This is a genomic window from Candidatus Chlorohelix allophototropha (assembly GCF_030389965.1).
Lineage (GTDB): Bacteria > Chloroflexota > Chloroflexia > Chloroheliales > Chloroheliaceae > Chlorohelix > Chlorohelix allophototropha.
Window position 1 is genome coordinate 588,617 of sequence record NZ_CP128400.1, and the last position, 25,710, is coordinate 614,326.

Genomic DNA, 25,710 nt, shown 5'->3' on the forward strand with positions numbered 1-25,710 from the left:
CAAGCAACCCTTGTGAGGTCATGATTCCGAATAATGCAGATTGCCACCCGCAACAAGCGCCTTTACCTTCTCAATATACTGATATAGCACCGTATCGCTTTCAAGAAAGGGGACATGCTTTCGCACCAATTCGTAAACCGCGCGTGTACCGTTGCCCAATTGCGCGCCCGGAGGCAATTTTTCTTTGCGAAAGTCGATACCCTGCGCTGCCGACATTAGTTCCAACGACAAGATATGTTCCACATTGCTGATGATTTGACGCGCATGTAGGGCAGCGTTACAGCCCATGCTTACATGATCTTCGATGTTAGCAGAGGTTGGAATGGTATCAACACTGGAAGGATGCGCCAGCACCTTATTCTCGGTTGCCAAAGCAGCAGCGGTATATTGCATAATCATAAAACCTGAATTCAAGCCGCTATTTCGAGTCAAAAAGGCGGGGAGTAAAGTACCGTGCACTCCCTCATCCAGAAGGCGCATGAGCCTGCGCTCAGAAATATTGCCAAGCTCTGCCATTGCTATGCTCAGATAATCCAGCGCAATTGCCAGCGGTTCGCCATGAAAATTGCCGCCCGATAGCACTTCTATAGATTCGTCCTCTTCATTTACAAAGATCAAGGGATTATCCGTAACTGAGTTCAGTTCGATTCGCATCATCCAATCCAGATAAGCGATTGCCTCGCGAATAGCTCCATGCACCTGCGGAATACAGCGCAGTGAGTAATTATCCTGTATATTTTTGGGGTCAGGCTGGCGCGTAAAATTGCTGTTTTCCAGAATCCGGCGGAGATGTGCGGCACATTCCATTTGGCGAGGCAACGGGCGCAAGCGATGAATCCTCTCATCAAAAGCCTGCACCGTGCCGTTCAAAGCTTCAAGGCTCAGGCATGCAATCAAGTCAGCCGCACGCATCAATAACTCGGCGCGATGGGTTTCAAGCACACCCAACGCGCACATAACCGAGGTGCCGTTGGTGAGGGCAAGACCTTCTTTTGCTACCAAGCTTACCGACTCTAGCCCGGCGCGTTTGAGCGCATCTAATCCCGGCAGCACTTCTCCGTAGAACTCTGCCTCACCTTCACCGATTAGCACCAAGCTCATATGCGCCAGAGGCGCTAAATCCCCGCTTGCGCCTAGCGAACCTTTCTCCGGTATGCAGGGATGTATCCCTTTATTAATAAGGTCAACCAGCCGTTGCAAAGTTTCGTAGCGGATGCCAGAATAACCGCTGGCGAGGGTGTTGGCGCGAATCAGCATGATTGCTCTGGTGGTGGGGATGTCAAAAATTTGCCCTGTGCCAACCGCATGGCTAACAAGGATATTTTGCTGCAACCGCGCAACTTCTTCACGCGGAATCAGCCGATCCTTTAGTGCGCCAAAGCCAGTAGTGATGCCGTAGGCAATTTGCCCGCGCTCTACCAATGTGTTTACCGCTGCGGCTGCCCGCGCTATCTTCGTTTTACTCTCCCCACTGATTTCGACTCTTGGGTTATTGGGGCTGCCATATGCCACCGCAATTACCTGTTCAATGGTGAGGTTGCTACCGTCCAGAATAACCGTTTCAGCCATTCAGCCGCTTGCCTTTCTTGAAAATATGTTTCACCAGATTTACGCCAAATTGATATGCTAGATGTCGGTAATCTGATACATCTAACACCAGCAAATCTGCTTGTTTTCCAACTTCGATAGAGCCGATACGCTCGCCCATACCGCTTGCATACGCCGCATTAATCGTCACCGCATTCAAGGCTTCGGAAGGCAACAAGCGTTGATAGCGGCAAGCTATCGCCATAACCAGCGGGATAGAGGGGCAAGGCGCAGAGCCGGGATTAATATCCGTTGCCAGTGCTAACGCCGCTCCCTGATTTATAATTTCGTGGGCGTTGGCAAAATGGTTACTGCCAAGGTTAAAATTGACTGCCGGGATAACCACTGCCACTGTTTCCGAGTTGGCAAGTTTTGCTATCTCGTTGGCATGGGTAAAATCGAGATGGTCAATCGAGGTTGCACCCAACTCAATTGCTATGCTCGTACCCCCTAACGGCACAAATTCATCCACATGCGCTTTAAGCTTAAAACCGAGCTTTGCGCTTGCTTCCAGCAATTGACGGGTTTGTTCTGCGCTAAATGCGCCCTGTTCACAGAAAATATCCACGAAACAGGGTTTACCATGCGCTTTAAAACTGCTTTGAGCATACCAGTTTGCTACGGCTGGCAGCATTTGTGCTATCACCAGTTCGATATACTCGTTTGCGCGTCCGGCAAACTCAGGCGGAATGCTGTGCGCTCCCAAAAAGGTTGGTATAAGTTCAATTGGCTGCGTTCGATCTAGTTCCTCAATTACCCGTAGCATTTTTAGCTCGCTGTCCGTATCCAAGCCGTACCCCGTTTTTACTTCGGCGGTGGTAGTTCCCAACATTAGCATAGTTTGCAAACGTGCTAGGCTTTCCTTGTAAAGCTGTTCCGGGCTGGCAGCGCGGGTTTTGCGCATCGTACTGTTTATCCCGCCTCCCGCCTGCATAATTTCGAGGTATGTTTTTCCGGCAATCCGCATATCAAATTCATCTACGCGCTCTCCGGCATACACCGCATGGGTATGTGCGTCTACGAAACCGGGGCAGACTACGCGCCCCCCGGCATCATATTTATCGGTAGAATCGTACTGTCCAAGGATTTCGGGAGAAGCCCCCACCGCTAGAATTTGCCCGTTTTTAATTGCCACCGCTCCATCGGCTATTTTCCCAACCTCGCGCATTGCCGCACCGCGTTTAGGCGCGTGTTGGCTGGCGCATGTAACCAATTGCCCTGCATTATAGATTATCAAATCCGCTTGCATACTTTGCTTAACCTTTATTGTTGTTCCATCATCGGGATTTTCAGGTGGTTTGCACGGGCAAAGTTAATTGCTTCGGGATAGCCTGCATCCACATGACGCACCACGCCCATTCCGGGATCGGTGGTCAACACGCGCTCTAACCTGCGTGCCGCTTCGGGTGTGCCATCTGCTACTATCACTTGTCCGGCGTGGATGCTGTAACCTATACCCACTCCACCCCCATGATGCAAGCTAACCCACGTTGCGCCACCTACCGCATTTATCAGGGCGTTTAGCAAGGGCCAGTCGGCGATAGCATCCGAGCCGTCGCGCATCGCTTCGGTTTCGCGATTGGGGCTTGCAACCGAGCCTGAATCGAGATGGTCACGTCCTATTACAATAGGCGCTTCCAGTTCGCTAGAAGCCACCATCTCGTTAAATTTCAAGCCAGCTTTCACTCGCTCGCCGTAGCCGAGCCAGCAGATACGGGCGGGCAACCCTTGAAATTCCACCTGTTTGGCAGCCATTTCTATCCAGTTGCACAGGTGCTTGTCATCCGGGAAGAGTTCCATTATGGCACGATCGGTTTTATAGATGTCTTGCGGGTTGCCAGATAATGCCACCCAACGAAACGGGCCTTTTCCTTCGCAGAAAAGCGGACGAATATAGGCAGGTACAAAGCCGGGATAATCAAAAGCGTTTTTCAAGCCATTATCATAAGCACGTTGACGTAGGTTGTTGCCGTAGTCAAAAACGATGCTGCCTTTAGCTTGCCAATCCAGCATCGCCTGCACATGCTGCGTAATCGAATCCATTACGCGCTTATCGTAGCTGTCAGGGTCACTTTCGCGCAGGGCTTTTGCAGCATCAAGGCTCAAGCCAGCCGGAATATAGCCATAGCGTATATCATGCGCGGCGGTTTGGTCGGTAACAATATCGGGTACGACTCCGCGCCTGACCAGTTCGGGCAGCACTTCGGCAGCGTTGCCGATTACCGCAATTGAGCGCGGTCGTTTTACATCCAGATATTCCTGCGCTACTTCCAACGCTTCATCGAGGTTAGCATAAACCACATCCACTTGACGCATGGACTTGCGCCGTTCCGCTCTCCAAGGGTCAACTTCCACGAAAAGACCCACCCCACCGTTCATAGTTACCGACAACGGTTGCGCCCCACCCATTTCACCCAACCCAGCAGTTACCACGAATTTCCCTTTCAAATCCGCCCAGCCGTGTTTGCGCGCTAATGCGCCAAATGTTTCGTAAGTGCCTTGCAAAATCCCTTGCGTACCGATATAAATCCAACTCCCGGCGGTCATCTGACCGTACATTATCAACCCTTCCGCTTCCCACTTGTCGAAATTCTTTTGGGTAGCCCATGCCGGTACGATGTTGGAGTTGGCGATTAGCACTCTAGGGGCATCGGTATGTGTCCTGAAAATGGCTACGGGCTTGCCGGATTGTACCAACAGCGTTTCGTCCGGCTCAAGTTCACGTAAGCATTTAAGGATAGCATCATAGGATTGCCAGTTGCGGGCAGCTTTGCCCCGCCCCCCATATACAATCAGGTTATCGGGGTCGAAAGCCACTTGCGGGTCAAGGTTGTTCTGGAGCATGCGATATGCCGCTTCGATAGTCCAGTTTTTGCAGCTAAGCTGCGTGCCTCGTGGCGCATGTATTTCCCGGTGCATAGCTGACTCCTCTCAAACCACGCTATTTAAAGCCGTTAAATAAAAATATATTGCGGTTGCCACCAAACGGCTGGTGCGCAAATCAAGGTCGAAAAGTGGGTTTACTTCGCTGAATTCTACCAACCTAGTGCGATTATCCTGTCCCGCTATCCGAGCGATGGCGCAAAATTCTTCCGCGCTCAAACCCAACGAGTTAGGCGCACTTACGCCGGGCGCAGCCGCTACGTTTACTGCATCCACATCAAACCCCCAGAAAATAGCCTTTGCCGTTTGCTGAGAGAGTAGCGAACGAATTAGCTTTTCCACGCCTATGGATTTTAGCTCCTCAAGAGCGTGGATATTCACCCCTTTTGCTTCTAAGTAGCGGTGATAGATTGCCGAATTACTGAACGGCTGGTTGCCAATTTCATAGAATTTTGACGGTTGTAGATATTCTTCTTCCAGCAGTTGGCGATAGGGCGTGCCGCTATTGCGGGGTATATCGGCACGCACATCATAATGAGCGTCAATATTAAATACCATTACTTCCTGAAAAACAACCGAAACAGCAGCACAATCGGGATAAGAAATATCGTTGCCTCCGCCCAACACTATCAGTCGCTTCCCATCGCCCAAAACCTGTTCTATGATACTTTGCTGAAGGGCGTGGGTCTCTTCCAGCGTAGGCGCGATTATGAGATTCCCTAAATCGAAAAGGTTAAGTTTGAAACTATTAGGGATAGGCAACTTGTAAAAGCAACGCCGGATTTCGTCAGGGGCTAATCTTGCGCCGGGTCGCCCTTTATTGCGCGTTACGCCCTCATCCTGTGGGCAGCCCAAAATTACCAGATTGGCAGCCCTATAGGAGTCCCGTTTGGTAAGCGTTACTTCGCCGAAGCGCGGGTCGTTTGGGTCATTGCGTTTATATAGAATTTGTTCGTCCGGTCTGAGGGTTAAATCAAAAATATTGAGCATTGCCACGCTGCAAACTCCACAATCAAAAATCAGAGGTGAAACTTCGCTGTGTTCAGCATAGCTTATTACGCTATGCTTGAGAAGAGGGGAAGGGTAAATGTTTGTAACAATTCAGCCAGGGTCAGTTGACGAGGCTGGTAGACTAATAAAATGACATTAGAAGAGCAATTAGCCCAACTTCAAAACGATTACGCCCAACTTGAAGCTAAAGCCGCTTCACAGGCAGCTTTGATTGCCCAACTGATAGAGCGAATTCAAACCCTTGAAGCCCGGCTCTCTCAAGATAGCCATAATTCTTCCAAACCGCCTTCTTCCGACGGGTTTAAGCGCTCGCCCAAAAAACGCAGCTTGCGCAAATCCAGCGGTAAGAAACCGGGTGGTCAACCTGGTCACGAGGGTCAGGCTCTTAAACAAAGCGAAAACCCGGATACAGTGATTGCGCATCTGCCCACCACCTGTGAAAAGTGCCAGACTGACTTAACCAAAGAAGCAGCGCTACCTCACTTCGAGCCTCGTCAGGTTTTTGAGCTGCCTACTCAACTCAAACTGCACGTCACCGAACACCGCACTTACAGCAAAAAGTGTCCTACTTGTCAGACTGTTACCAAAGCCAAATTCCCGCAGTCCGTCAAGAATTGGGTGCAATACGGACCTGGGTTTCGGGCTCTGGCAGTTTACCTGATCACTTATCAACTGCTGCCTTATGCCCGGGTGTGCGAGCTACTTAATGAAATCTACAGCGAAAGTCTTTCACCCGGCAGTTTGGTCAATATGATAGCGGAGTGCTACGAGCAATTGGCTGAGCCAGAAAAAACCATCAAGACAGCGCTTACCCAGGTCAAAGTGTTACATTGCGATGAAACCGGGTTGTACGTAGAAGGCAAGCGCCACTGGTTGCACGTAGCCAGCACACCACATTTAACCCACTATGCTCACCATTTACGGCGAGGTAGTAAAGCCACAGACGAGATTGGGATTTTACCGGCTTTCCAGGGCGCAGCGATCCACGATGGTTGGTCTAACTATCTGCGCTATGCCTGTACCCACGGTCTGTGTAACGCCCATCATCTCAGGGAACTTGCTTTTGTCCACGAACAACTCAAGCAGGCGTGGGCGGCTGAGTTCACCACCCTTCTTGTGGACTTGAAAGAAGAAGTGGAAGTCGCCAGGGCTAGGTCTGAAACCAGTTTAAGCAGTGCACGGTTAGCGCATTTCGAAGAGCGCTACCAGCAATTGATCGCACAGGGTCTGGCAGCTAATCCTCCTCCCCAGGGTGGCTGGCCTTGTGGAAAACGGGGCAAGCCCCGGCAGAGCAAGCCTAAGAACTTACTGGATCGGCTGGATAAACAGCGTCATCAAGTGCTGCTGTTTGCCTACCGTTTTGATGTGCCTTTTGATAACAATCTGGCCGAGCGTGATATTCGGATGGTTAAAGTGCAACAAAAGGTTTCAGGTTGTTTTCGCAGCCAGGAAGGTGCCAGCTTCTTTTGTCGGATAAGAGGCTACCTTTCCACCATGAAAAAGCAAGGTGAAAATTTGTTGGTTGCGCTCCTTGACACTTTTTGTGGGCAACCTCCCCTTCCCAAGCTTTTGGTCTGAACTGTTACAAATGTTTTACCCAATCCCCGAAAGCTATTTAAACGAAAGTCGGCTTTTTAGCTAGAGGCAAGGCTTATCAATAAAAAGAGCATAAAACCGACAAAGAACATTGCAGTGCCGAAAATCGTATCATGCTCTTTGTGGGCTTCCACCAGCAGTTCCTCGGTGACCAGAAACATAAGCGCGGCAACCCCGAAAGCCAGAAAGACTTCAAGCACTGCTCCCGATAGCCCGCCAAGTAAGGTTGCGCCGAGTACACCCCCTATACCTATCAATAATGCCAATCCAAAATGTAGCAGAATAGTTTTTTGTCTTGATACTTTAGCTCTGCTCATTGCGCTAGATGTAGCCAAACCTAGGAAGAATATTTCGATGCCGAGCGCAACGGTTAGCAAAATACCTTCACGTCCACCAGCCGCAAAACCCAATCCAACCAACAAGCCATCAATCGAAACATCAATTGCTACGGTGATAAACAAGCTAGTGGGTTGCTTCGTCCCTTCTTCTATTCCTTCCGCGCCTTCCGCAAACTTTTTGATTATCAGCATCAAAATTACGCCAACCGAAAAGCCGATGATAATAGCGATCGGCTCTTTCTCCCGCATCATTTTTGGCAATAATTCCACCGCTACCGCAAAAAACACTACTCCGGCAGCAAAATGTTGTACCGTGCTTGTAAATACCGGACCCGGTATCATAAAACTGGCAAGAATGCCACCCCCCACAATCGCTGCCATCGGAATCAGTACGTATAGCAGCACTTCGGTAATCGGGGTGTGTTCCACTGCTTGCGCCATCACGCTTGTCAGAATATTAGCCTGCAATTTTGGCTCCTCTCAAACTTAGCTAAGGTTAGGTGTTTGCAATTCTCTAAGAGGGGCTAACTTATACAGAAAGCCCCTTTGTTTGTACTGCACTATCTATGTGGTAGGTTGAATTTTAAAGAGCCTAAAATGAGGAATCTCGCATTAATATATCATGCTTTTGCGGTAGCAGTTTCGGCAATAACCTCTGCAATACCCTTAACCAAGCGGTCAATATCTTCTACCGAATTGTAAAATCCCGTAGAGGCTCTGACTAATACCGGGTCTGGAGTTGGTCTTACCTGTATGCCCTTTTCAGCCAGTTTTGTGCTTAGGTCAGGCGCGGTTATTTGCTCAAAAGAGAAATGAACCAAACCCGCCATACTTTCTTTGGGAGTGTACATTGAGACACCCGGAAGCTCTGAGATTTGTTCGTAGCAATACTGTCCTAATTCAGCTATACGCTTGTAAATCCAGTCCCAGCCCACCTCCTGCTCAAGCCATTCCAGCGTGACACGCCAAGCCTTGACCGAGGGAGGGTATAGGGTTGCAGCCATGTAGCGTTTTGCGCCATCGTTTGGTACAAAGTTACCGGAGTAATCACTGGCTTTTATTCCAAAATACCCAACAAAAGTTTGTGCCAAACTCCCGATAAGGTTTTTACGAATGAACAACGCGCCTGTTCCATCAGGACCGCAAAGCCACTTTTGACCTGATATAGCGTAAGCATCCACGCCTAGTTCGTAAACGTTGCTGGGAACCATCCCGCAGGATTGGGCGGCATCGCAAATCAGCAGCGCATCGGTTTGATGCACTAAGTCGGCAATTTCACGTATGGGCAATACCATGCCACTGCTCCACGAAACATGCGAAAGCACCACCGCCTTAGTTCTGCTATTCAATACTCGTTTTAATTCCGTAATTGGGTTTACACCGGGTTTTCCTATACTGGTCTGTCGAATTTTCACGCCGTAGCGTTGCTTGAGCAGATAGGCGGGATAAAGACCGCCGGGATGTTCGGTAGTAGCGGTAATTATCTCATCGCCTTTGCTCCAATCCATCCCCATCAGGGCAATATTCATCCCCTCGGTGGTATTGTGAGTCAAGACTATTTCTTCGGAATCGCACCCAAGCAAGGTAGCCACTGCTTTGGTAGCAAGGGTAAATTCGCGAAACATCTCAGTAAAAGACTCAAAGCCGATTCTGCCACTTTCGTATTGTTTCTGCGCATATTCAAGCGTAGCTTTATGACCACACTCAGGGAATGGACCATTAGTGCCGGTATTCAAATACGCCTTGGCTAGAACGGCTGGAAAATTCGCCCTTATTTGCTCGATTTTTTCGGCATCCATTTCTATAACTCCTGCCCTTCAAGAACTTGATAGAACCAAATTAGCCAAGAAAACAAAAAAACACGCCAAACCAAGATTCGGCTTAATGCGATTTCTATTTTCGGCTGAGGTTGGAAATAAATCCAGCTATCCCGAATGTAGGCTCAATATTAGCGGTTGTTCCGGGACTTGGAAAGATTTCGACTGATCGAATCATAGCACATCCTATCCTCGTTTGTTTTAGAACATAGCGATTTGTTTCCGCTGCCCATTTTAGAATGCTACAGCTAAGCTTAACAGTAGTTGCGGAAATTAATCCAATTATTAGAAACTTCTAATAGTATTCCAATAAAAACTTGTTAGTCTATTCATAGCTAACTAAATAAAAATGTTAAGGAGAATGAGCAAAAATGACCATGAAAAACTTGATACCAGGCTTAATATTGGGAGTAATCTTTGTAGTAGCCTTCTTTTTTGGTATCGCCCTCCTAAATAATGGCAACACAAGTAATGCCACTTCTGCGCCTGCCTCGACGGTGGTAGTTCCGAACTCTGGAGGAATCTCGGCTGACCCTGTGGTTACCACCACACAACCGGAGGTGATCAATAGTACGCCCGATGCTTCCACTGTCACTACCCCTGTCGTCACTAAAAAGGCATCTCATGAAAGTGAAGACGATGATAAAAATGAAAAAGAGGGTCACGATTAATTTGTTTTTGGTATTTTAGCTAGGTAAGACTAGACGAGTACCATAAAAGTAGTTATTGCCCCTTGTTGTCGTAATAAGCTGATAATGCGGGATTAAGATAAACCTGACCTGAGCTAATATCTCTGGGTCGGGTTTTCTTTTTTTAGTATGTGAAATGCCCAACCAGCTAGGGTCTGATTCTCGTGTTATGACTCTTTGCTCTTAATGCGGTTTGCGCTTATAATGCGGTTTGAATATTTCGTCAGCTACTTCAAAATACTGCTCAAAATTCGATGTCAGATCAGTTAAAATTAGGCTCTACCATATTAAATAAGTATCTTATCGACTCCATCATTGGTACTGGAGGATTTGGTGCAGTCTATAAGGCTTATGACCTAAAACTCAAACGTTGGGCTGCTATAAAAACTCTACTCTATACGCAGAGTAGGCTGGATAATCGTTATGGAGTCGGGGCATTTGAAGAATTCCTGAGTCGTTTCCAACGAGAAGCAACCGTCAGTAGCTACTTTACTCAAAATCCCAATATTATCACGGTTTATGGTCTGGAAGAAGACGAAGATGGGGATTATTACCTAATCCTTGAGTTTGTCGAGGGTGGTTCCCTAACCGATTATATCCGTAATAATAAAAAATTAACTATCGAAGAAACCTGCGCAGTTACACTCGATCTTTCTAGGGCGTTAGTTGATATTCACAATCATCCTGCCGATATTGTACACCGTGATTTAAAGCCCAGTAATATCCTTCTACGAAAAAATGGGCAGGCGCTTATAGCAGATTTTGGAATCGCGCAGGTCGGTCACGAAAGCCAACGCACTACGATTGGCGCACGACATCCGGGTTCATTACCCTATATGTCGCCCGAACAGGCTAAGGAATATAGCTATCTTTCGCCAACCTCTGATCTTTATTCTCTAGGCTTGATTATTTATGAAATGCTGACCGGTATGCTGTATGCCAAATACAAACGCATGCCCCCAAGTTCGGTTAATCCTGAAGTTCCAGCATGGTTGGATGACTTAGTAACCCGCCTACTTAGTATTCTGCCAGAAGAGCGCTTGCAGAAAGCCGAAGAAATAAGCCACCTATTGCTGGAAAATATACCTGAATTAGAAAAATTCAGAATAATACCGCATAGTTCTGCGCCAGTAACCCCTCCGATAGAAGCAATACGGACTACCCCACTAGAAGGGGCAGTAAACAATGAACTTCCTACAATTGATATATCTGATAAAAAACTACCTGAAACTCTGACTGAGACAATTGCTTTATCAAAACAGCCTACCGCTTTACCGACTACCGACAAACGCAGACCAAACTTTATATGGGTAGGCGCAATTACAGCAGTTATTCTATTTCTAGGAATAGTCGGCGTTTTATTGGCGGGTAATGGTCAAAATAACAACAATTTAACTGCAACTATTGCGGCAGCAGTAGAATCAACTTCAAAAACCACTTCAACTGTTACGGATAATACAACTTTATCCATTTCAAATATTAATACTGTAGCCACAATGCCCTTGACCGATTCCGTTACAGCGACTGAAATCCCTAGCACACCCACTCCTGGACCTTCATTGATTATATTTGGGGTTGGCACAACTCAACGAGGTGATGTTGAAACAGTCCAACCTGCCGATGCTACCGATACTTTTACGCTTGGAAGTGAAGCCTTTGGCTATATAAATTTCGATGGCGGCAGACCGGATTTGGATAAAGTGGAACTGTCCATAATTTCGGATTCGGTTACACGAACTCCCATTACTATAACAATTACCAAAAAATCTGGATTCCAGATTTTGTCGCTTGGAAAATTGGAACTCGGTTCTTATCGAATCGAATTGCGCTACAATGGGCAGTTATTACCAAATCAACCTCAGTTTAAAGTGGTAGCGCCACCCACTACTGTAGCAATCCCAACTCAGCGCCCTGTAAACCAGCAACCGCTTCAAACTACTACAGCACCTACACCCCGTACAACTGCGCCTATACCTGCGCCAACTACTAAAACTGTCTGCCCACCGGGGCAATGTTAACCCACCAACTCACTTTCTATTATTTAGTAAACACATTGTGAAATTCTGAATTTGTAAGGCGTATTTATGCAATTTTCCAATGCATTATTATTTTTAAATTAGTATAATTCTATCTGTCATTCTGCTTTAACAATTCTCAATAACTCCCCATCAATTTTGGAAGGGTAATGTACATGCGAAAACCTGCAAATATCTTAATAATACTTGGGATTTTATTCTCCATTTTTACTTCTATTGGAACGGCGAATGCTACCGAGGATAGCCGTTATTTTTCGCAAACCGATAAAACCGTAAGCGGGAAATTTCTTGAGTATTGGGACAAAAACGGCGGGTTACCCGTCTTTGGCTATCCAATTACCGAAGCTCAAATGGAAGTGAACCCGGAAGATGGGCAGGTTTATCTGACACAATGGTTTGAACGCCATCGCTTTGAATTACATCCAGAGAAAGCGGGTACACCCTTTGAAATTTTGACGGGATTACTTGGTAAGGATTTAAAGCGGGAAGGACTTTCCATTGACCCCGATTTTTTACCGGCGGCTGTATTGTATAACACTGCACAGCCTAAAGAGCAGCAATGGTATTTTGACCAGACCAAACACAATCTCCGCTTTCGTTTTCTCGAATATTGGATGGCTAACGGTGGTTTAGAGCGCTTTGGCTATCCCATTAGTGAGGAATATAAAGAGGTTGACCCTGAGACCGGGAACGTATATATCGTGCAATGGTTCGAGCGGGCGCGTTTTGAATATCACCCTGAAAATCAGCGACCTTACGATGTTTTGCTTGGTTTGTTGGGAAAACAGATAAAAAATGCAAAACCGGGCGACCTAAATTACCTTTGGAAAATTGGCGCTGCTCAAAACGATTTGCGCGCGCCCGGACCTATTGCAGTCGGACCGGATGGTAGCGTTTATGTTGCGGATAGTGGTACACGTATTCAAAAATACGATGGGGATGGACACTTTTTAGCGCGTTGGGGTACGGCAGGTCTCTTGGATGGGCAATTCAATGGTATTAATTCCCTAGCTATAGATAGCAAAAATAATGTATATGTGCTTGAAACCAACCGAGTGCAAAAATTTAGCAGTGATGGAACCTTCTTGCTTAAATTCGGTGCGGTAGGTAGCTATGACGCTGTATTGGATACGCCGACTCAAATGGTGATAGACCCACAAGGTAATATATTCATAATAGAACGATCAAAATACTTTATCAAGAAGTTTGACAGTAACGGTAAATATCTCAAGAAATTTGGCGGGCTAGGTACTCAGGATAGTAACTTCCAGCAGTACCCTGAAAGATTTAAGCTGGACTCTCAGGGGAATCTTTTTGTGCAGGCGGGAGACTCGCTTCAAAAGTTTGATAAGGAGGGGAATGCTCTGCAAAAATGGCAAGGTACGGCTTTTGAGTTGTCTTTTCCAACTTATACAGATAAAGTCCCTTTTTCACGGCTTACGCTCCTACAAATTACCCCTGAAGGGTATTTTTCCTTATATTATGGGATTAATAATATGGTTTATGTGGTGGATTCCAATTTAACTATCTTAAAAAAATGGACTCCATTGGGTGGTATCAGTAACAGTGCGACTGATGGTGTAGGAAATCTATATCTTTCAGGTGAAATGGTTTATAAGTATGACAGCAGCGGGAATTTCATTCTCAAATGGGGCGCTCAAAATTCTCAATCAAGTCTAATAAATAATTGGTATAACATCAGCGCGGATTATACCGGGAATTTGTACTATCCTGATAATTCCAGCATTGTTTGGTTGGACGAAAACTTAAGAGAAACCCAGCGAGTTGATTTTGCAAGCCTCACGAGTGGGCAGTTCAACCAGTCAATTGGTAGGTTTAGTTTTGATAATAACGGGAACATTTATGTGCTACTGGGTAATACAGAGTCAACAAAATACTTGCAAGTTTTTGATAGCGCAGGACATTCCCTCAACAAATGGACTTTGGGTAGTTGTTGCGGTTGGGAGGATGGCAAGATAGACCAAATCTATGATTTCGAAGTGGGCGGCAACGGCAATTTCTATTTGATAGATTACTACAATTATGATGCTAACCACAATTACAGCTCCACTATTAACCTACTTCGCGTTCAAGCCTTTGATAACCGTGGAAATTTCATGGCAAAATGGCTAGTACCTTTTTCATATATCGGGTTAAATCTGACTACTGACCCGCAAGGGAATCTGTACATCCTTTCACACTCTGATGCAGATAAAGGTACTGATAGAGGTACTATCACCAAATATAATGGCAATGGCAATGTGCTGGGCAAATGGGATTTGGCAGCCGCAATACATGCGCCTTCTACCGCTTCACCAAGTTTTTCATTAGTAAGTGACCACAAAAATTCTCTGTATTTGACTGCCAGAAGTTATGACCAGAGTTCTGGTATCGTAGAGGGAATAATAAAATTATCTTTTGACGGGCAATTGCAGGCTTTCTGGCAAGTCAATGATCCGAAGAATACCGACCAAGGTGACATTTTCGGGGTTCCCTATGGCAATATTGTTGCCACCTCTAACGGCGCTATTTTTGTTAAAACATATACGGCAATTCAAAAGTTCAGAATACGTTAACCAAACTATTAGCAGGCAGAGGAAAGTCAATGAACCGCATTAAATTTGCAGGAGTGTTCTTTAGCGTACTACTGATGTTGGGTTTATTTGTGTCGGCTTTAACCCCCGCCTTGGCTGACGATAGCGAATATTTTGAGGCAACCGGAAAAACTGTAAGCGGCAAGTTTCTGCAATATTGGCATTCAAACGGTGGGTTATCGGTTTTTGGCTATCCCATTACAGAAGCCCAAATGGAAGTGAATCCCGAAGATGGACAGGTTTATCTGACGCAATGGTTTGAACGACATCGCTTCGAATTGCATCCAGAAAAAGCCGGCACTCCCTTTGAGATACTCACCGGGCTTTTGGGAAAAGACTTGCGGCGCGAGGCTTTAGAGGTTGACCCCGATTTTAAACGAGCCGATGTTCTATATAACGTGCTTCAGCCTAAAGAGCAGCAATGGTATTTTGAGCAAACCGGGCATAATCTGCGTTTCCGTTTTCTGGAATACTGGATGGCTAACGGCGGTCTGGAGCGTTTTGGATATCCCATCAGTGAGGAACATCGCGAGGTTGACCCTGAAACAGGTAAAAGCTACGTGATGCAGTGGTTTGAACGGGCGCGTTTTGAATACCACCCTGAAAACCAGCGTCCCTATGATGTTCTGCTCGGCTTGCTTGGCAAACAAATCAAGAATCCGGTTCAAAACAAGTTGGAATTTATGTGGAAGATCGGCGCATCTGCCAATAATTTTAGAAGGCCGGATGCGTTGGCAATTGATAAAAGCGACAATGTTTATGTGGTAGATATTACTGGCAAGCGGGTATTCAAATACGGCAGTAATGGACAGTTTCAAGCAAGGTGGTCGGTGGACGGTCCTTCAGCGCTGGCAATAGACAGTCGCGATAATTTATTCGTAGCTAGACGTTCGGCAGCGCAAATAGCCAAATATGACTCGAATGGTAGTTTACTTTACCAAAAATATTTATATGCGATTAATAATAGTAACTATAGAAGTAATATCCAACTCGGTGTTATTGCAATAGATCCGTATGACAACCTGTTTGTTGCCGATCCCGATACTGCGCAGGTTCATAAGTTTGATGGAGAAGGTAATTTTCTTCTTACGATTGGTGGAGAAGGGGCTGGAGATGGGCAGTTCGGTTTTTCCAAATACGGCTATAATTTTATCAATGGTTTGGGTTGTGATGCTCAAGGAAATTTATATGTGCTTGACCCGGTTAACAGCAGAATTCAGATTTTCGATAATAACGGGAATTTTCTAAGAAAAATCACTAAAGTTTCCGGTATCGATCTTGGAAGAGCAGACTCACTTGCGGTAGATGAACAAGGTCAGCTTTATCTAACTACTTACATCGTCTTAAATTCTACCAATTTCAACTATTCCCTGTTGAAACTGGATAGCAACGGCACTGTGCTGTTAACGGTGCAATTGAATAATCAAAACAACAACAGTTCGGTTATTACCGTTCGGAATGGGAATTTATATATAGGTAGTTACAAAACCAAATTGGTATCAAAATATTCTACCGATGGGCAACTACTACTTTCATGGGGAAACAGCACAGACCCCAATACCCGTTTTGATTTTATTAATCATTTATGGCTTGACCGTCAGGACAATTTATACATTATTGATAATCAAACTATGCGGAAGTTCGACAATAAAGGTCATTTCTTGCAGGCGTGGAATCCTCCTAGTCAAACTTGGGCAGTTTATTTTGACGGTAATGACAAGTTCTATTATAGCGAGGAACTTCGAGATACCGATACCCAGCCATATGAACGAGTTACGGTACTTAATACTACGGGGGGTCAAATCTCTCAGTTCTCGATAAAAAACCAGCCTTGTAAAAGCTATTCTTATGGTGGGCAACGTTTCTCCGGTGTAGATCGTCAGGGAGATCTATATTTCCTTTATTCCTACGACCCGGGTTCGAGTTATCCGGGGCAGCAAAAGGATTGTATTCAGAAATTTGACTCAACCGGCAAGTTGCTGGCAGAGTGGGGCAGCTACGGCAGTGGTGATGGGCAATTCAAATTTAAAATTATTAACCCTGATGGTACAGGTTCGGGTTATATACCGCAAATTGCTTTGGATGAACAGGGCAATTGCTATGTTACTGACTTGGGTAATTACCGAATCCAGAAATTTGATAGCACAGGTAAATTTCTGGCGCAATGGTCCTTATTCATACCACCGGATTATAAACGTGAAGATATGACTCCAAACAATTTGATCGTTGATAATAAAAGTCAGGTGTATGTAGAAGTTGCAGGCTATTTACAAAAATATGACAGCAACGGTAACCTAATTATTAACATCAAAACAACAGATGATTATTCCATAGAATCGGCAGATGGAAGTTTTTTCTCTCGAAGTATAGCTATAGATACCGCCGGGCATTTGTTCGTAGGCGATTATAGTGAACGTGTTCAAAAGCTAGTTTTGAGGTAATAAAATCGGCAATATCTTCATCGTGATATAAAGTAGCGTACATGAAAAGCCCTACCTTGTAAAAGGCAGGGCTTGCGAGGAAAGCTGGAAATCTATTTTATCGTTACGCTACCGTTACCGGCGCTAATTCGTAAGGTAGGTCCATCGGCGGTGGTTAGAACATGGCGTTTATCCTTGATTTCGAAGTTAACGCCGCTCAGTTGAAAATCTATATTGCCATTACCCGTAGTAGCATCAAATATTACGGCATTTGTTTTGTCCAAGTTCAATTGGATTGAACCGTTGCTGGTTTCTATCATTCCGGCTGAAGTCTGTACCAACGTACCGTTTATATCAACCTGACCGTTGGAGGTACTGACCCGTTCAAGGTTCAGGTTGCTGTTATTGGCTTCGATTCTGCCATTACTGGTAGAAGCTTTTAACGAAGCGGTTGAATTATTGATAGTTTGAGCGCCGTTACTGGAATGAAGCTCCAAAACTTTCGCTTTAACTTGCTCAATCCGAATTGTGCCATTGCTGGTTTTAAGATAATTTGTAGCTTCGCTGTTGTTAAAATTCCGCAGAGTGATGGCACCATTACTAGATGTCAGGTTGGCAGCCATCGTTTGAGGCAAACTTACGCTGATTTCAACTCTAGCGTTGCCGATAAACCAATTTTCAAAACCCTGCGCCTTACCCGCTTTAATAATAATATTATCACCCTGTTGCTCTGCGGTAAAAGTAAGACGATCTATCGCTGTAGCGTCTGTACCATTGACGATTTTAACGGCGTTTATTGTAACTACAGTAGTACCGGGTACGCCGTTTACATCAATCTTGCCGTTATCGTTTTCAATTACTATTTGACCTTTCCCGTTTACTTCGAAGGTTTTATTAACATCTTGCCTTTGTTCAGGCCCAAGACCGCTAATTAAGCTACCAAAACTGCCGGGAGCGAGTGCAACAATTATTAGCGCGACACTTACCAACACTACTAGGGCAATACCTAATAAAATGCCTGCCTTACGCATCGTTTTAAACCTTTCAATTTTAGAAGTTTATTTATTTCTGATCAGTAGGTGTTTGATAGGTCGGATAATTGGTTACACCCATTTTGCGCATTTCTTCATCGATCATTCGGTTGGTGTTGTAAGTGCCATCACCGAAGATAAATACTGCCAAGAAATTGAAAACTAATCCGATACCCCAACCGGCTAAGGGCCAGATAAACCAAGGGTAGTAGAGTCCACTCGCGGCTAGGGCGGTCAAGAGATAAATCCCAATTAAAAGCCCATTTACTACCAAGTAAGAGGCGAGATGCCAGTAAAAACCGACTTTAGCTTTGACGCGGCGCTCAGCTTGGCGATAAGCTGTTTCATACTGTACTCGTGTAGGATCGTAATTGTACATAAAATTTCTCCTTTTGATTTCTGATTATTTTTATACTACTGCTCACATATTTATCTTATTAGAGATTGTAAGGTTTTACATCAGTCTTGAAGCTTGGGTTAAGTAGGGAAGAGGGGTGAACCGAATCTAGGTCTTTGGGATTACTTAAATGTAGGGTAAAGAATAAGACTGCCTACCAAAGAGTCAGTGAACGTTTATTGAGCGAGTTAAAACCAGAATAACAAAAAGCAAGAGTTGCATTGATTACAACTCTTGCCTTTGGGTTTAGCTCACAACATTGTGTAGCCAATTCCTAGTTATTAGTCCGCGGTAGTAGCGAAACCAAATATCTGCGAAGTACCGGTCAGATTACCCATAGTGCTTAAACTCCAGTTACCAACTGAGGGTTTGTAAAGGATAACCAGTAGATAGGTATCAACTGCATTACCACTTGTATCATACTCGGTAATCAAGCGGGTATAGTTGCCGCCGAAAGTCTGAGCCAAGCCTTCAGGGTCGGTAGTTTGTACACGTACTTGGATGTTGCCATTGTCATCAGCCGTAATGTAACTGGCATCTAACGCTGCGTTCTTGGGATCAGTTGTCCACAAACTAACACGTTCGCCTGCGCCATAGCCACTACCTTTCATGGTAAAGATAGTACCAAGTGCGCCAGTGGCAGGTGTAGCGATAATGGTGCTGCTACTCTTTTCGCCACCAAGCACTTGGAAATTCATAACTTGCTGTACACTGCTAAGTTCGCCGTGTCCGGTTACACTCCAAGTACCAACAGATGGTTTGAAGAGAATTAGTTGCAGGTAGGTATCAACCACGACCCCGTTTACGTCAAAATCAGTAAATAAGCGGGTGTAGTTACCTCCTAAAGCTTGTGCTAAGCCGTCAGGGTCAGAAGTTTGTGCCTTTATTAGAAAACTCCCAGTTTGATCTGCTAGAACATAACTAGCAGAAAGTGCAGCCCCAGAAGGGTCGGTAGTCCAGAGGTCTACCTTCTCGAAGGGTGTAAACCCGCTCCCCTTCAGTGTAAAGACACTTCCTTCCAATCCAGTTGATGCATTACTGGCAGCATGCGCTGTAAAAGCACCTAGCGAATAAAAAATCATTCCTAGCATTAACAATACCGCCAGCCCCATTTGTAAGGTAGTACGCCTACGGGAAATTTGGCTTGAAAACATTAAATTGCTCCTTTCGTATATTCTTTAGTGTTCGTTACTGCTTGGCTATTGCCAAGATCAATATAACCCTGTAGTTTTAAGATTTCGGTCAGAATTTGCTAAGTAACCGACAAGATTTAATAAAAACTTTTTTAATATAATCGGGAGTATTTTTACTTTTATGTGGGGTTTTTGAGCCTACAGGGGAGTTAGAACCATCTAGTAAATATTAAATTTGCTCAGAAAATTTGAATTGTCTTTGCATTTACTTAGTTTTTTCATATTATTTTTACCTTAAAATGATTTTGAGGCGCACACATTTCTGCAAAATCAATGTAAAAAGCACAAGCACTTTGTAAAAAAGTAAAATAGTTTGGTAGGGTTAAAATGCTATGGTCTTGAGATGGATTAATCTCGGTGTAAAGGCTGATATAGCAAAGCCGAGTGAGAGAATATTTCAACCTGAAATTATTGAAAAGTCGCAGCAATTAAAGAAAATATTAATAATAGAAGATCAGGCTGATATTACCGATTTTATTACACCTTATTGTGAAAAGGAGGGCTATTACGTAGAAAGAGCAAATAGTGGTGAGCAAGGGCTTGAGATGTTTGAGTCGTTGCAACCCTCAATGATATTGCTCGACCTCGTTCTTCCGCGGCTTGGCGGCTTAGAGGTCTGTCGTCGAATTCGAAATGCCAGTGAAATACCCATAATAGTCATTTCGGCACGTCATGAGGAAGTAGATAAAATACTGGCGCTAGAGACAGGGGCGGATGATTATCTTACCAAACCATTTAGTCCCCGTGAGTTGATGGCACGAATCCGGTTAATTATACGTCGTTATGAAAGAGGGGTAACCGAAAAATCATTAGAGCACGTTTCAGTTGATCATTTCTCCGAATCAAAAATACTAAAAATCGGTAAGCTTTCTATAAATCTTCAGAACCGGGAAGTGCTTTATCTACGCCAGCAAATAACAACCTTGACCAAAATGGAATTTGAATTGCTCGTACAATTGGCACGGTATCCGGGTAGAATCTATTCTTCTAATGAATTGGCTGAGGCAATTTATGGGTTAGATCATGCGATAGAATCTAGAGTAATCTCAGTTCACATCTCAAATCTGCGCAACAAACTACCTAATCCTGAATTGATTGTCACTTGTTATGGGCTTGGTTATAAACTAATACGCGAGTCTGATTGATTATTAAGAATCAGCATGCGTTTCTAAGCACCGGCAATGTTGCAATACAAATATCCGGTGTTTTAACTTATGCTAAATTAAATAAATATGGTATAATGCCCTCGATTTGCGAACATCGCTGTGCGCATTATTTCATTGAGCAGAAATATGCGCTAAATTATTGTTTATCTACTAACGTTATACCAAACATTCTAGTGATACGGATTATATAAGTGAAGAGAAAGCCGAAAAATATTGTAGTTGGGGTCAGCCTTGCTATTATATTGCTTTTCTCTGCAACCCTATTACCTGTAACCGCCGCAAGCCCTGAAAACGGATTTTCCTACCTCGCAGAAGTTGCAGCAGCCGTTAATGTTCGAAACCCTCGTCAATTCCAATATTATAATCAAACGGGGCATAGTGTAAGCGGACCGCTATTGAGATATTACCGCAGTACCGGTGGAATTACCCGTCATGGCTATCCTATTACTGAACTCCTTTTGCGCGATGGTCATTACGTCCAATATTTTGAGCGAAGTGTGCTAGAGTTTTACCCAGATTACAGCGGTACTCCCCAAGAAGTTGCCCCAGTATCTTTATTTGGAGCCGATAATATCGGTGATAAAGCTACGGTTCAAGCTTTTGAAAGCACAGCTGATCGCTGGTATTTCCCAGAAACTTCCCATAGTGTGTCGGGAGAATTCCTGTCATTCTGGCGGAATAATGGAGAGCGTCAATCTCTTGGTCTGCCACTGAGCGAACCCTTCGAAGAAACTCAACCTGACGATTCTAAATTGCTGGTACAATATTTTGAGTATGCCAAGCTCGAATATCACGCCGACTCGGAAGGGATTCAAATTGCCCATTCCGGGTTAAAGAGAGCAGAGTCTGAGCTTGACTCACAGCTTTTTGCTACTGCTCCTTTGGCACGTCTGACTGAACAGCGTCAGGTAAGAATACCCTCGCTGATGTTCCATTATGTTAGAACGGTAGATCGAAAGAAAGATTTGCTTGGGTATCGCCTTTCGGTAACTCCCGAAACTTTTGGTAAATATCTGGACTGGCTCAAGGAGAATGGCTACCATACTGTAACGCTCGCGCAAGTTATGGATGCGCTTAAATATGGAGTGCAACTGCCTGAAAAAGCGATTAACCTACGTTTCGATGACGGACATGCTGATATGTGGACTGCCTACCTCGCTTTAAAAGAGCGCGGCATGACTGCTACCTTTTATGTAATCACCCAACGGCTTGAGTTGTTGCCGGAACAATGGCGACAAATTGACCAAGATGGTTTTGAGGTTGCACCGCATACCCGTACTCACCCAGATTTGCGGACAGTGCGCGATCTAAACGCGGAAATAAGCGGTAGCAAACAAGACCTCGAAGAGATGTTGGGGCATCCAACCCGCACTTTTGCTTACCCCTATGGCAAATACAGCGATGCTATTATTAAAGCCACTACCGATAGCGGGATTGAAATGGCGGTTTCCACCGATGGCGGCTATAACTTCCTCTTGAATAATATGTACAAGCAACCCACGATTAGCGTAACCGGAGACGATACTATGCAGGACTTTATCAATAAAGTAAAAGCCGGAACCCGTTGATTTACCGCAGTCACACCAACTTTCCACAGGAATAATTATCCCACATTTATCCACTAAAAAGATTTAGATTTACAAAGAAAAAAGCTGCTGGAATCGCTAACAGCGGGTTGACCGCTCCTCAGTGTGGACAGCAAGAAAAAGGAGTTGATCGGTAACTTCAAGAAAAGTGGACAAACATGCAGCAAAAGCCAGAGTATGTAAATGTCCATGATTTCGGTCAGGAAGGGTTGATCTAATCTGTCCATCCTGAAGAAGCTGCTTTAGGAGAAAACGGGAAGTTGTTTTTTTACGACCCCTGCGTTTTGTAACTTTACTCGGATAAAACTAGTGTTTTTTCACTTTGCAATAATACTTCGAAATCTGCGGCTGGCACTGGACGGCTAAACAAGTAGCCTTGCATCTCATCGCAGTTCTGTTGCGACAAGAAGCGTGCTTCAGATTCGTTTTCGACTCCCTCAGCTACTATCTTTAACCCTAGGTTATGTCCTAATTGGATAATCGATTTAGCGATCGATTGCGCCTCAAGGTCTTGAGATAAATGTATTACAAAGGAGCGATCGATTTTGAGTATATCGAAAGGCAGTTGCCTTAAATATGACAGAGAGGAATAACCGGTTCCAAAATCGTCAATTGCCAATTCAATACCCAACATTTTAAGCTCACTAAGTATCCGACTGACCGTACTAAAATCCTTAACCAGAATACTTTCAGTTAATTCTAATTCAAGGTTATGGGGATTGAGGGAACTTTCTTCAAGGGTATCTCTGATTTTCTGGCTCAATAGAGGGTCAGAAAATTGGCGGGCTGAGATATTGACGGCAATTCGAAAATCGGAGAAATACTTATCGCACCATTCTTTTGCTTTCAAACAGGAGACCCGAAAAATATAATCCCCCAATGGGATAATCAAGCCGGTATCTTCGGCGATAGGTATAAATTTAGCTGGGGAAATTATCCCCTCTTCTGGGTGTAACCAGCGTATCAAAGCTTCCGCACCCACGATTTTTCCTGTTTTCAGATTTATTTGAGGCTGAAAATAAACCTCAAACTCGTTCCTCTCCAAAGCCCGATGCATTGAAGCTTCGAGCTTAAGGCTTTCAATAGATTTATTATGTATAAATGGGCTATAAAACTGGCTTCGGTTTGCGCCTAATTTTCTGGCTTCCAGCAAAGCTTCTTCCGCCCGTCTCAGCACAATATCAAAATCATCGCCATCTTCTGGATAAAATGCAAAGCCTATATTGGTATTAATATAAACTTCTTGATCCTTTAGTTGGCATGGTTTGAAAACCGTTTCGGCAATAATTGTGGAGAACTCCTCCATAAAGTCTTTTGGTTGGGGCAATGAGCTAAATAAGACCGCAAATTTATCATTATCGACACGGGCAAGAGTTTGATTCTGATCAAGCAAATCGTTCAATCGTTCCACCACAGTTCGAACTATGGTATCACTAGCTTCCTGACCTAAGCTGCTGTTTATTTCATTCAGCCTTTCGATACTTAATACTAAAACTGGCAATGAGAGCAGGTCAAGATCAATTAGGTTTGCCACAGCATCTCTGAAACGACTGTACATCTGGCGACTATTGGGTAACCCTGTCAGATTATCGAAAAGCAACAGGCGATCCATTTCTTCTTTTATTTCTGCTTGATATTTTTGTTTGCGAGTCTGTTGCTTGGAAAGTTGGGTTCGGATAGCGTCTAGCACTTCAATACGAGTAAAAGGTTTGGTTAGATAATCTTCCGCGCCAAGGCTCATTCCCTGCCTGAAATCGGCTTTAGAAGCGCGAGCTGTCAGGAAAAGGAAAGGAATTGTATCTGTAGTGGCATCATTTCTAAGGGTGGTTAAAACCCCATAACCGTCCAATTCGGGCATCATCACATCACAAATGATCAAATCAGGCAGTTCTTGTTTGGCTTTTTCAACCCCAAACCGTCCATTTTCTGCATCAAAAGCCTCATAACCTTCTGCCAGTAAGAGTTCAACGAGGTTTGCTCGGACGTGTTTTTCATCTTCGATTACCAGTATTTTAACCATAGTTACCTTTAAGCCTTGTTAACGTATGCTAGAACTTTATGTAAGAGGGATAACCACTTGAATAGTTGTTCCAACCCCTTCGATACTGGAAATATTAATTTCTCCCAAATGTCGGTCAATGCAGCGCTTGACAATGGCTAGACCTAAACCTGTACCCGGAATATTACCCACATTGTTGCCACGATGAAAAGGTTCAAACAAGCGGGAACGATCATTTTGTGGGATGCCAATACCTTGGTCTTTGATAGTGAAAACAATCTTATCAGGCTCACGTTTTAACTCGAATTCAACGATAGTGTCCTGTGCAGAATATTTTGTAGCATTAGTCAACAGGTTCCAAAGTATATTGCGTATCAATTTCCAATCGGCAAATACATTAAAATCCGAACCTTCCTGACTGAAATTTATCTTGTGGCTTGTCTCATCTGCAAATTGCACCTCTTCAACAAGTTTTAAGCCGAAAGCTGCAATATCGAATTCATAAGGATCAAAGCTTAGTTTATCAGATTCTGCTTTCCCGATAATAAGTATATCATTAAGCAAAGTCGTCATGCTTGTTACACTTGACTTGATAAATCCAATGTGTTTTAAAACTTTCTCCCACGCCCATTTCTCTCCATAAAACTCCATTAATTCAGCTGAAGATAAAATAGTGGTTAACGGAGTGCGAAATTCATGGGAAACCAACGATATAAACCTGTTTCTAAGTTCAGTAAGCTCTTTCTCAGTTTCCTGTAACGAGTTTGATACTTCAAATATTTTATGATCTGTGCCCTTAAAAATGAATTCAATAGTCCCTAACTGATAACCTGATTGATCTAATAATGGAATAAGTTTCATTATATAAGATTTATTCTCATAGTGAAATTCGATTATAGATTCTATTCTAATAAATATATCTGATAAATATGTTTCTATTTTAGAATAAATTTCTGATGGTAAAGTTTCTCTAATGTGCTTTCCAACTACATGTAACTCGGCTAAAGGTTCATTTTGGGTAACAAATCTACCTTCAACCATAGTATAAATCAGGTTATTATCCAGTAATGCCACTAGTTCAAAAGGCATATTCTGAATCAAAGTTTTATTTTGATATGCCTGTAACTTTAAAGCCTCTTCTAACCGCTCCTTTTCCCTTAACGCCTCTTGCAAAAGCAATCTGGTTTCATCCAAATTCTCCGATATTGCTTTAGCAGTATAATTTGTATTTTTTTCCTGCTCGAAATAGCTCATCACTTAGCCCTCAATGGATCGGTTTCGATGCTGCAAAGCAATAATCCAATTTTTACCAGATTCATAATTAATGCTTTCATATACAATTTTACTACATTTCGCGGGTAATCAAA

Annotated in this window: 18 protein-coding genes and 1 pseudogene; 8 read left to right on the plus strand and 11 right to left on the minus strand. The window is 44.2% G+C overall.

What is annotated here, in order from left to right; all coding sequences use genetic code 11:
* Positions 1–18 precede the first annotated feature (18 nt).
* The 4 genes from hutH to OZ401_RS15260 are packed head-to-tail and all read right to left on the minus strand — an operon-like array spanning position 19 to position 5,460.
* Complete coding sequence (hutH, locus tag OZ401_RS15245) at positions 19–1,569, minus strand: histidine ammonia-lyase (RefSeq protein WP_341471321.1); 1,551 nt, start codon at positions 1,567–1,569, stop codon at positions 19–21.
* Positions 1,562–2,836 carry an imidazolonepropionase gene (gene hutI / locus OZ401_RS15250; protein WP_341471322.1) on the minus strand — a complete coding sequence of 425 codons (1,275 nt, stop codon included), beginning with the start codon at positions 2,834–2,836 and terminating at the stop codon, positions 1,562–1,564. Before hutI ends, hutH begins: the two co-directional genes overlap by 8 nt.
* Positions 2,837–2,850: 14 nt before the next feature.
* The gene (gene hutU / locus OZ401_RS15255) at positions 2,851–4,506 is read right to left on the minus strand and encodes a urocanate hydratase (RefSeq protein ID WP_341471323.1); all 1,656 of its coding nucleotides are present in this window, start codon (positions 4,504–4,506) and stop codon (positions 2,851–2,853) included.
* Positions 4,507–4,518: 12 nt separating this feature from the next.
* Positions 4,519–5,460, minus strand: coding sequence for a formimidoylglutamase (locus OZ401_RS15260; RefSeq protein WP_341471826.1), 942 nt, complete (start codon positions 5,458–5,460; stop codon positions 4,519–4,521).
* 150 nt (positions 5,461–5,610) lie between these two features.
* Between OZ401_RS15260 and tnpC the strand changes: the two genes are divergently transcribed.
* Entirely contained in the window at positions 5,611–7,059 is a 1,449-nt protein-coding gene (gene tnpC, locus OZ401_RS15265; RefSeq protein ID WP_341471324.1) for an IS66 family transposase, read from the plus strand.
* Positions 7,060–7,115: 56 nt separating this feature from the next.
* On the opposite strand, the gene OZ401_RS15270 is transcribed toward tnpC, so the two are convergent.
* Positions 7,116–7,883 carry a ZIP family metal transporter gene (locus OZ401_RS15270; protein WP_341471325.1) on the minus strand — a complete coding sequence of 256 codons (768 nt, stop codon included), beginning with the start codon at positions 7,881–7,883 and terminating at the stop codon, positions 7,116–7,118.
* 152 nt (positions 7,884–8,035) lie between these two features.
* Positions 8,036–9,214, minus strand: coding sequence for an aminotransferase class V-fold PLP-dependent enzyme (locus OZ401_RS15275; protein WP_341471326.1), 1,179 nt, complete (start codon positions 9,212–9,214; stop codon positions 8,036–8,038).
* Positions 9,215–9,603: 389 nt separating this feature from the next.
* On the opposite strand from OZ401_RS15275, the gene OZ401_RS15280 reads away from it, so the two are divergent.
* From OZ401_RS15280 to OZ401_RS15295, 4 genes are all read left to right on the plus strand, one after another.
* The gene (locus OZ401_RS15280; RefSeq protein WP_341471327.1) at positions 9,604–9,903 is read left to right on the plus strand and encodes a hypothetical protein; all 300 of its coding nucleotides are present in this window, start codon (positions 9,604–9,606) and stop codon (positions 9,901–9,903) included.
* 272 nt (positions 9,904–10,175) lie between these two features.
* Positions 10,176–11,939: a serine/threonine protein kinase gene (locus tag OZ401_RS15285; protein WP_341471328.1), complete on the plus strand. Its 1,764-nt coding sequence runs from the start codon at positions 10,176–10,178 to the stop codon at positions 11,937–11,939.
* A 173-nt stretch (positions 11,940–12,112) separates the two neighbouring features.
* Positions 12,113–14,533, plus strand: coding sequence for an NHL repeat-containing protein (locus OZ401_RS15290; protein WP_341471329.1), 2,421 nt, complete (start codon positions 12,113–12,115; stop codon positions 14,531–14,533).
* A gap of 29 nt (positions 14,534–14,562) precedes the next feature.
* Positions 14,563–16,992, plus strand: coding sequence for an NHL repeat-containing protein (locus tag OZ401_RS15295; RefSeq protein ID WP_341471330.1), 2,430 nt, complete (start codon positions 14,563–14,565; stop codon positions 16,990–16,992).
* Positions 16,993–17,084: 92 nt separating this feature from the next.
* On the opposite strand, the gene OZ401_RS15300 is transcribed toward OZ401_RS15295, so the two are convergent.
* The 3 genes from OZ401_RS15300 to OZ401_RS15310 form a co-directional block, all read right to left on the minus strand.
* Complete coding sequence (locus OZ401_RS15300; RefSeq protein ID WP_341471331.1) at positions 17,085–18,002, minus strand: DUF4097 family beta strand repeat-containing protein; 918 nt, start codon at positions 18,000–18,002, stop codon at positions 17,085–17,087.
* Positions 18,003–18,033: 31 nt separating this feature from the next.
* The gene (locus tag OZ401_RS15305) at positions 18,034–18,381 is read right to left on the minus strand and encodes a 2TM domain-containing protein (RefSeq protein ID WP_341471332.1); all 348 of its coding nucleotides are present in this window, start codon (positions 18,379–18,381) and stop codon (positions 18,034–18,036) included.
* Positions 18,382–18,680: 299 nt separating this feature from the next.
* The gene (locus OZ401_RS15310) at positions 18,681–19,553 is read right to left on the minus strand and encodes a hypothetical protein (RefSeq protein WP_341471333.1); all 873 of its coding nucleotides are present in this window, start codon (positions 19,551–19,553) and stop codon (positions 18,681–18,683) included.
* Positions 19,554–19,924: 371 nt separating this feature from the next.
* Between OZ401_RS15310 and OZ401_RS15315 the strand changes: the two genes are divergently transcribed.
* From OZ401_RS15315 to OZ401_RS15325, 3 genes and pseudogenes are all read left to right on the plus strand, one after another.
* Positions 19,925–20,737: a response regulator transcription factor gene (locus OZ401_RS15315; protein WP_341471334.1), complete on the plus strand. Its 813-nt coding sequence runs from the start codon at positions 19,925–19,927 to the stop codon at positions 20,735–20,737.
* A 212-nt stretch (positions 20,738–20,949) separates the two neighbouring features.
* Positions 20,950–22,326 (plus strand): polysaccharide deacetylase family protein, encoded by a 1,377-nt coding sequence (locus OZ401_RS15320; protein ID WP_341471335.1) that lies wholly within the window; start codon positions 20,950–20,952, stop codon positions 22,324–22,326.
* A 111-nt stretch (positions 22,327–22,437) separates the two neighbouring features.
* Positions 22,438–22,541, plus strand: a pseudogene (locus tag OZ401_RS15325) (ISAzo13-like element transposase-related protein); the annotation flags it as partial.
* 95 nt (positions 22,542–22,636) lie between these two features.
* Here OZ401_RS15325 and OZ401_RS15330 read toward each other — a convergent pair.
* Both OZ401_RS15330 and OZ401_RS15335 read right to left on the minus strand, forming a co-directional pair.
* On the minus strand, positions 22,637–24,364 hold the full coding sequence (locus OZ401_RS15330) for an EAL domain-containing response regulator (protein ID WP_341471336.1): 1,728 nt from the start codon (positions 24,362–24,364) through the stop codon (positions 22,637–22,639).
* A gap of 36 nt (positions 24,365–24,400) precedes the next feature.
* The gene (locus tag OZ401_RS15335; RefSeq protein WP_341471337.1) at positions 24,401–25,597 is read right to left on the minus strand and encodes a sensor histidine kinase; all 1,197 of its coding nucleotides are present in this window, start codon (positions 25,595–25,597) and stop codon (positions 24,401–24,403) included.
* Positions 25,598–25,710 lie beyond the last annotated feature (113 nt).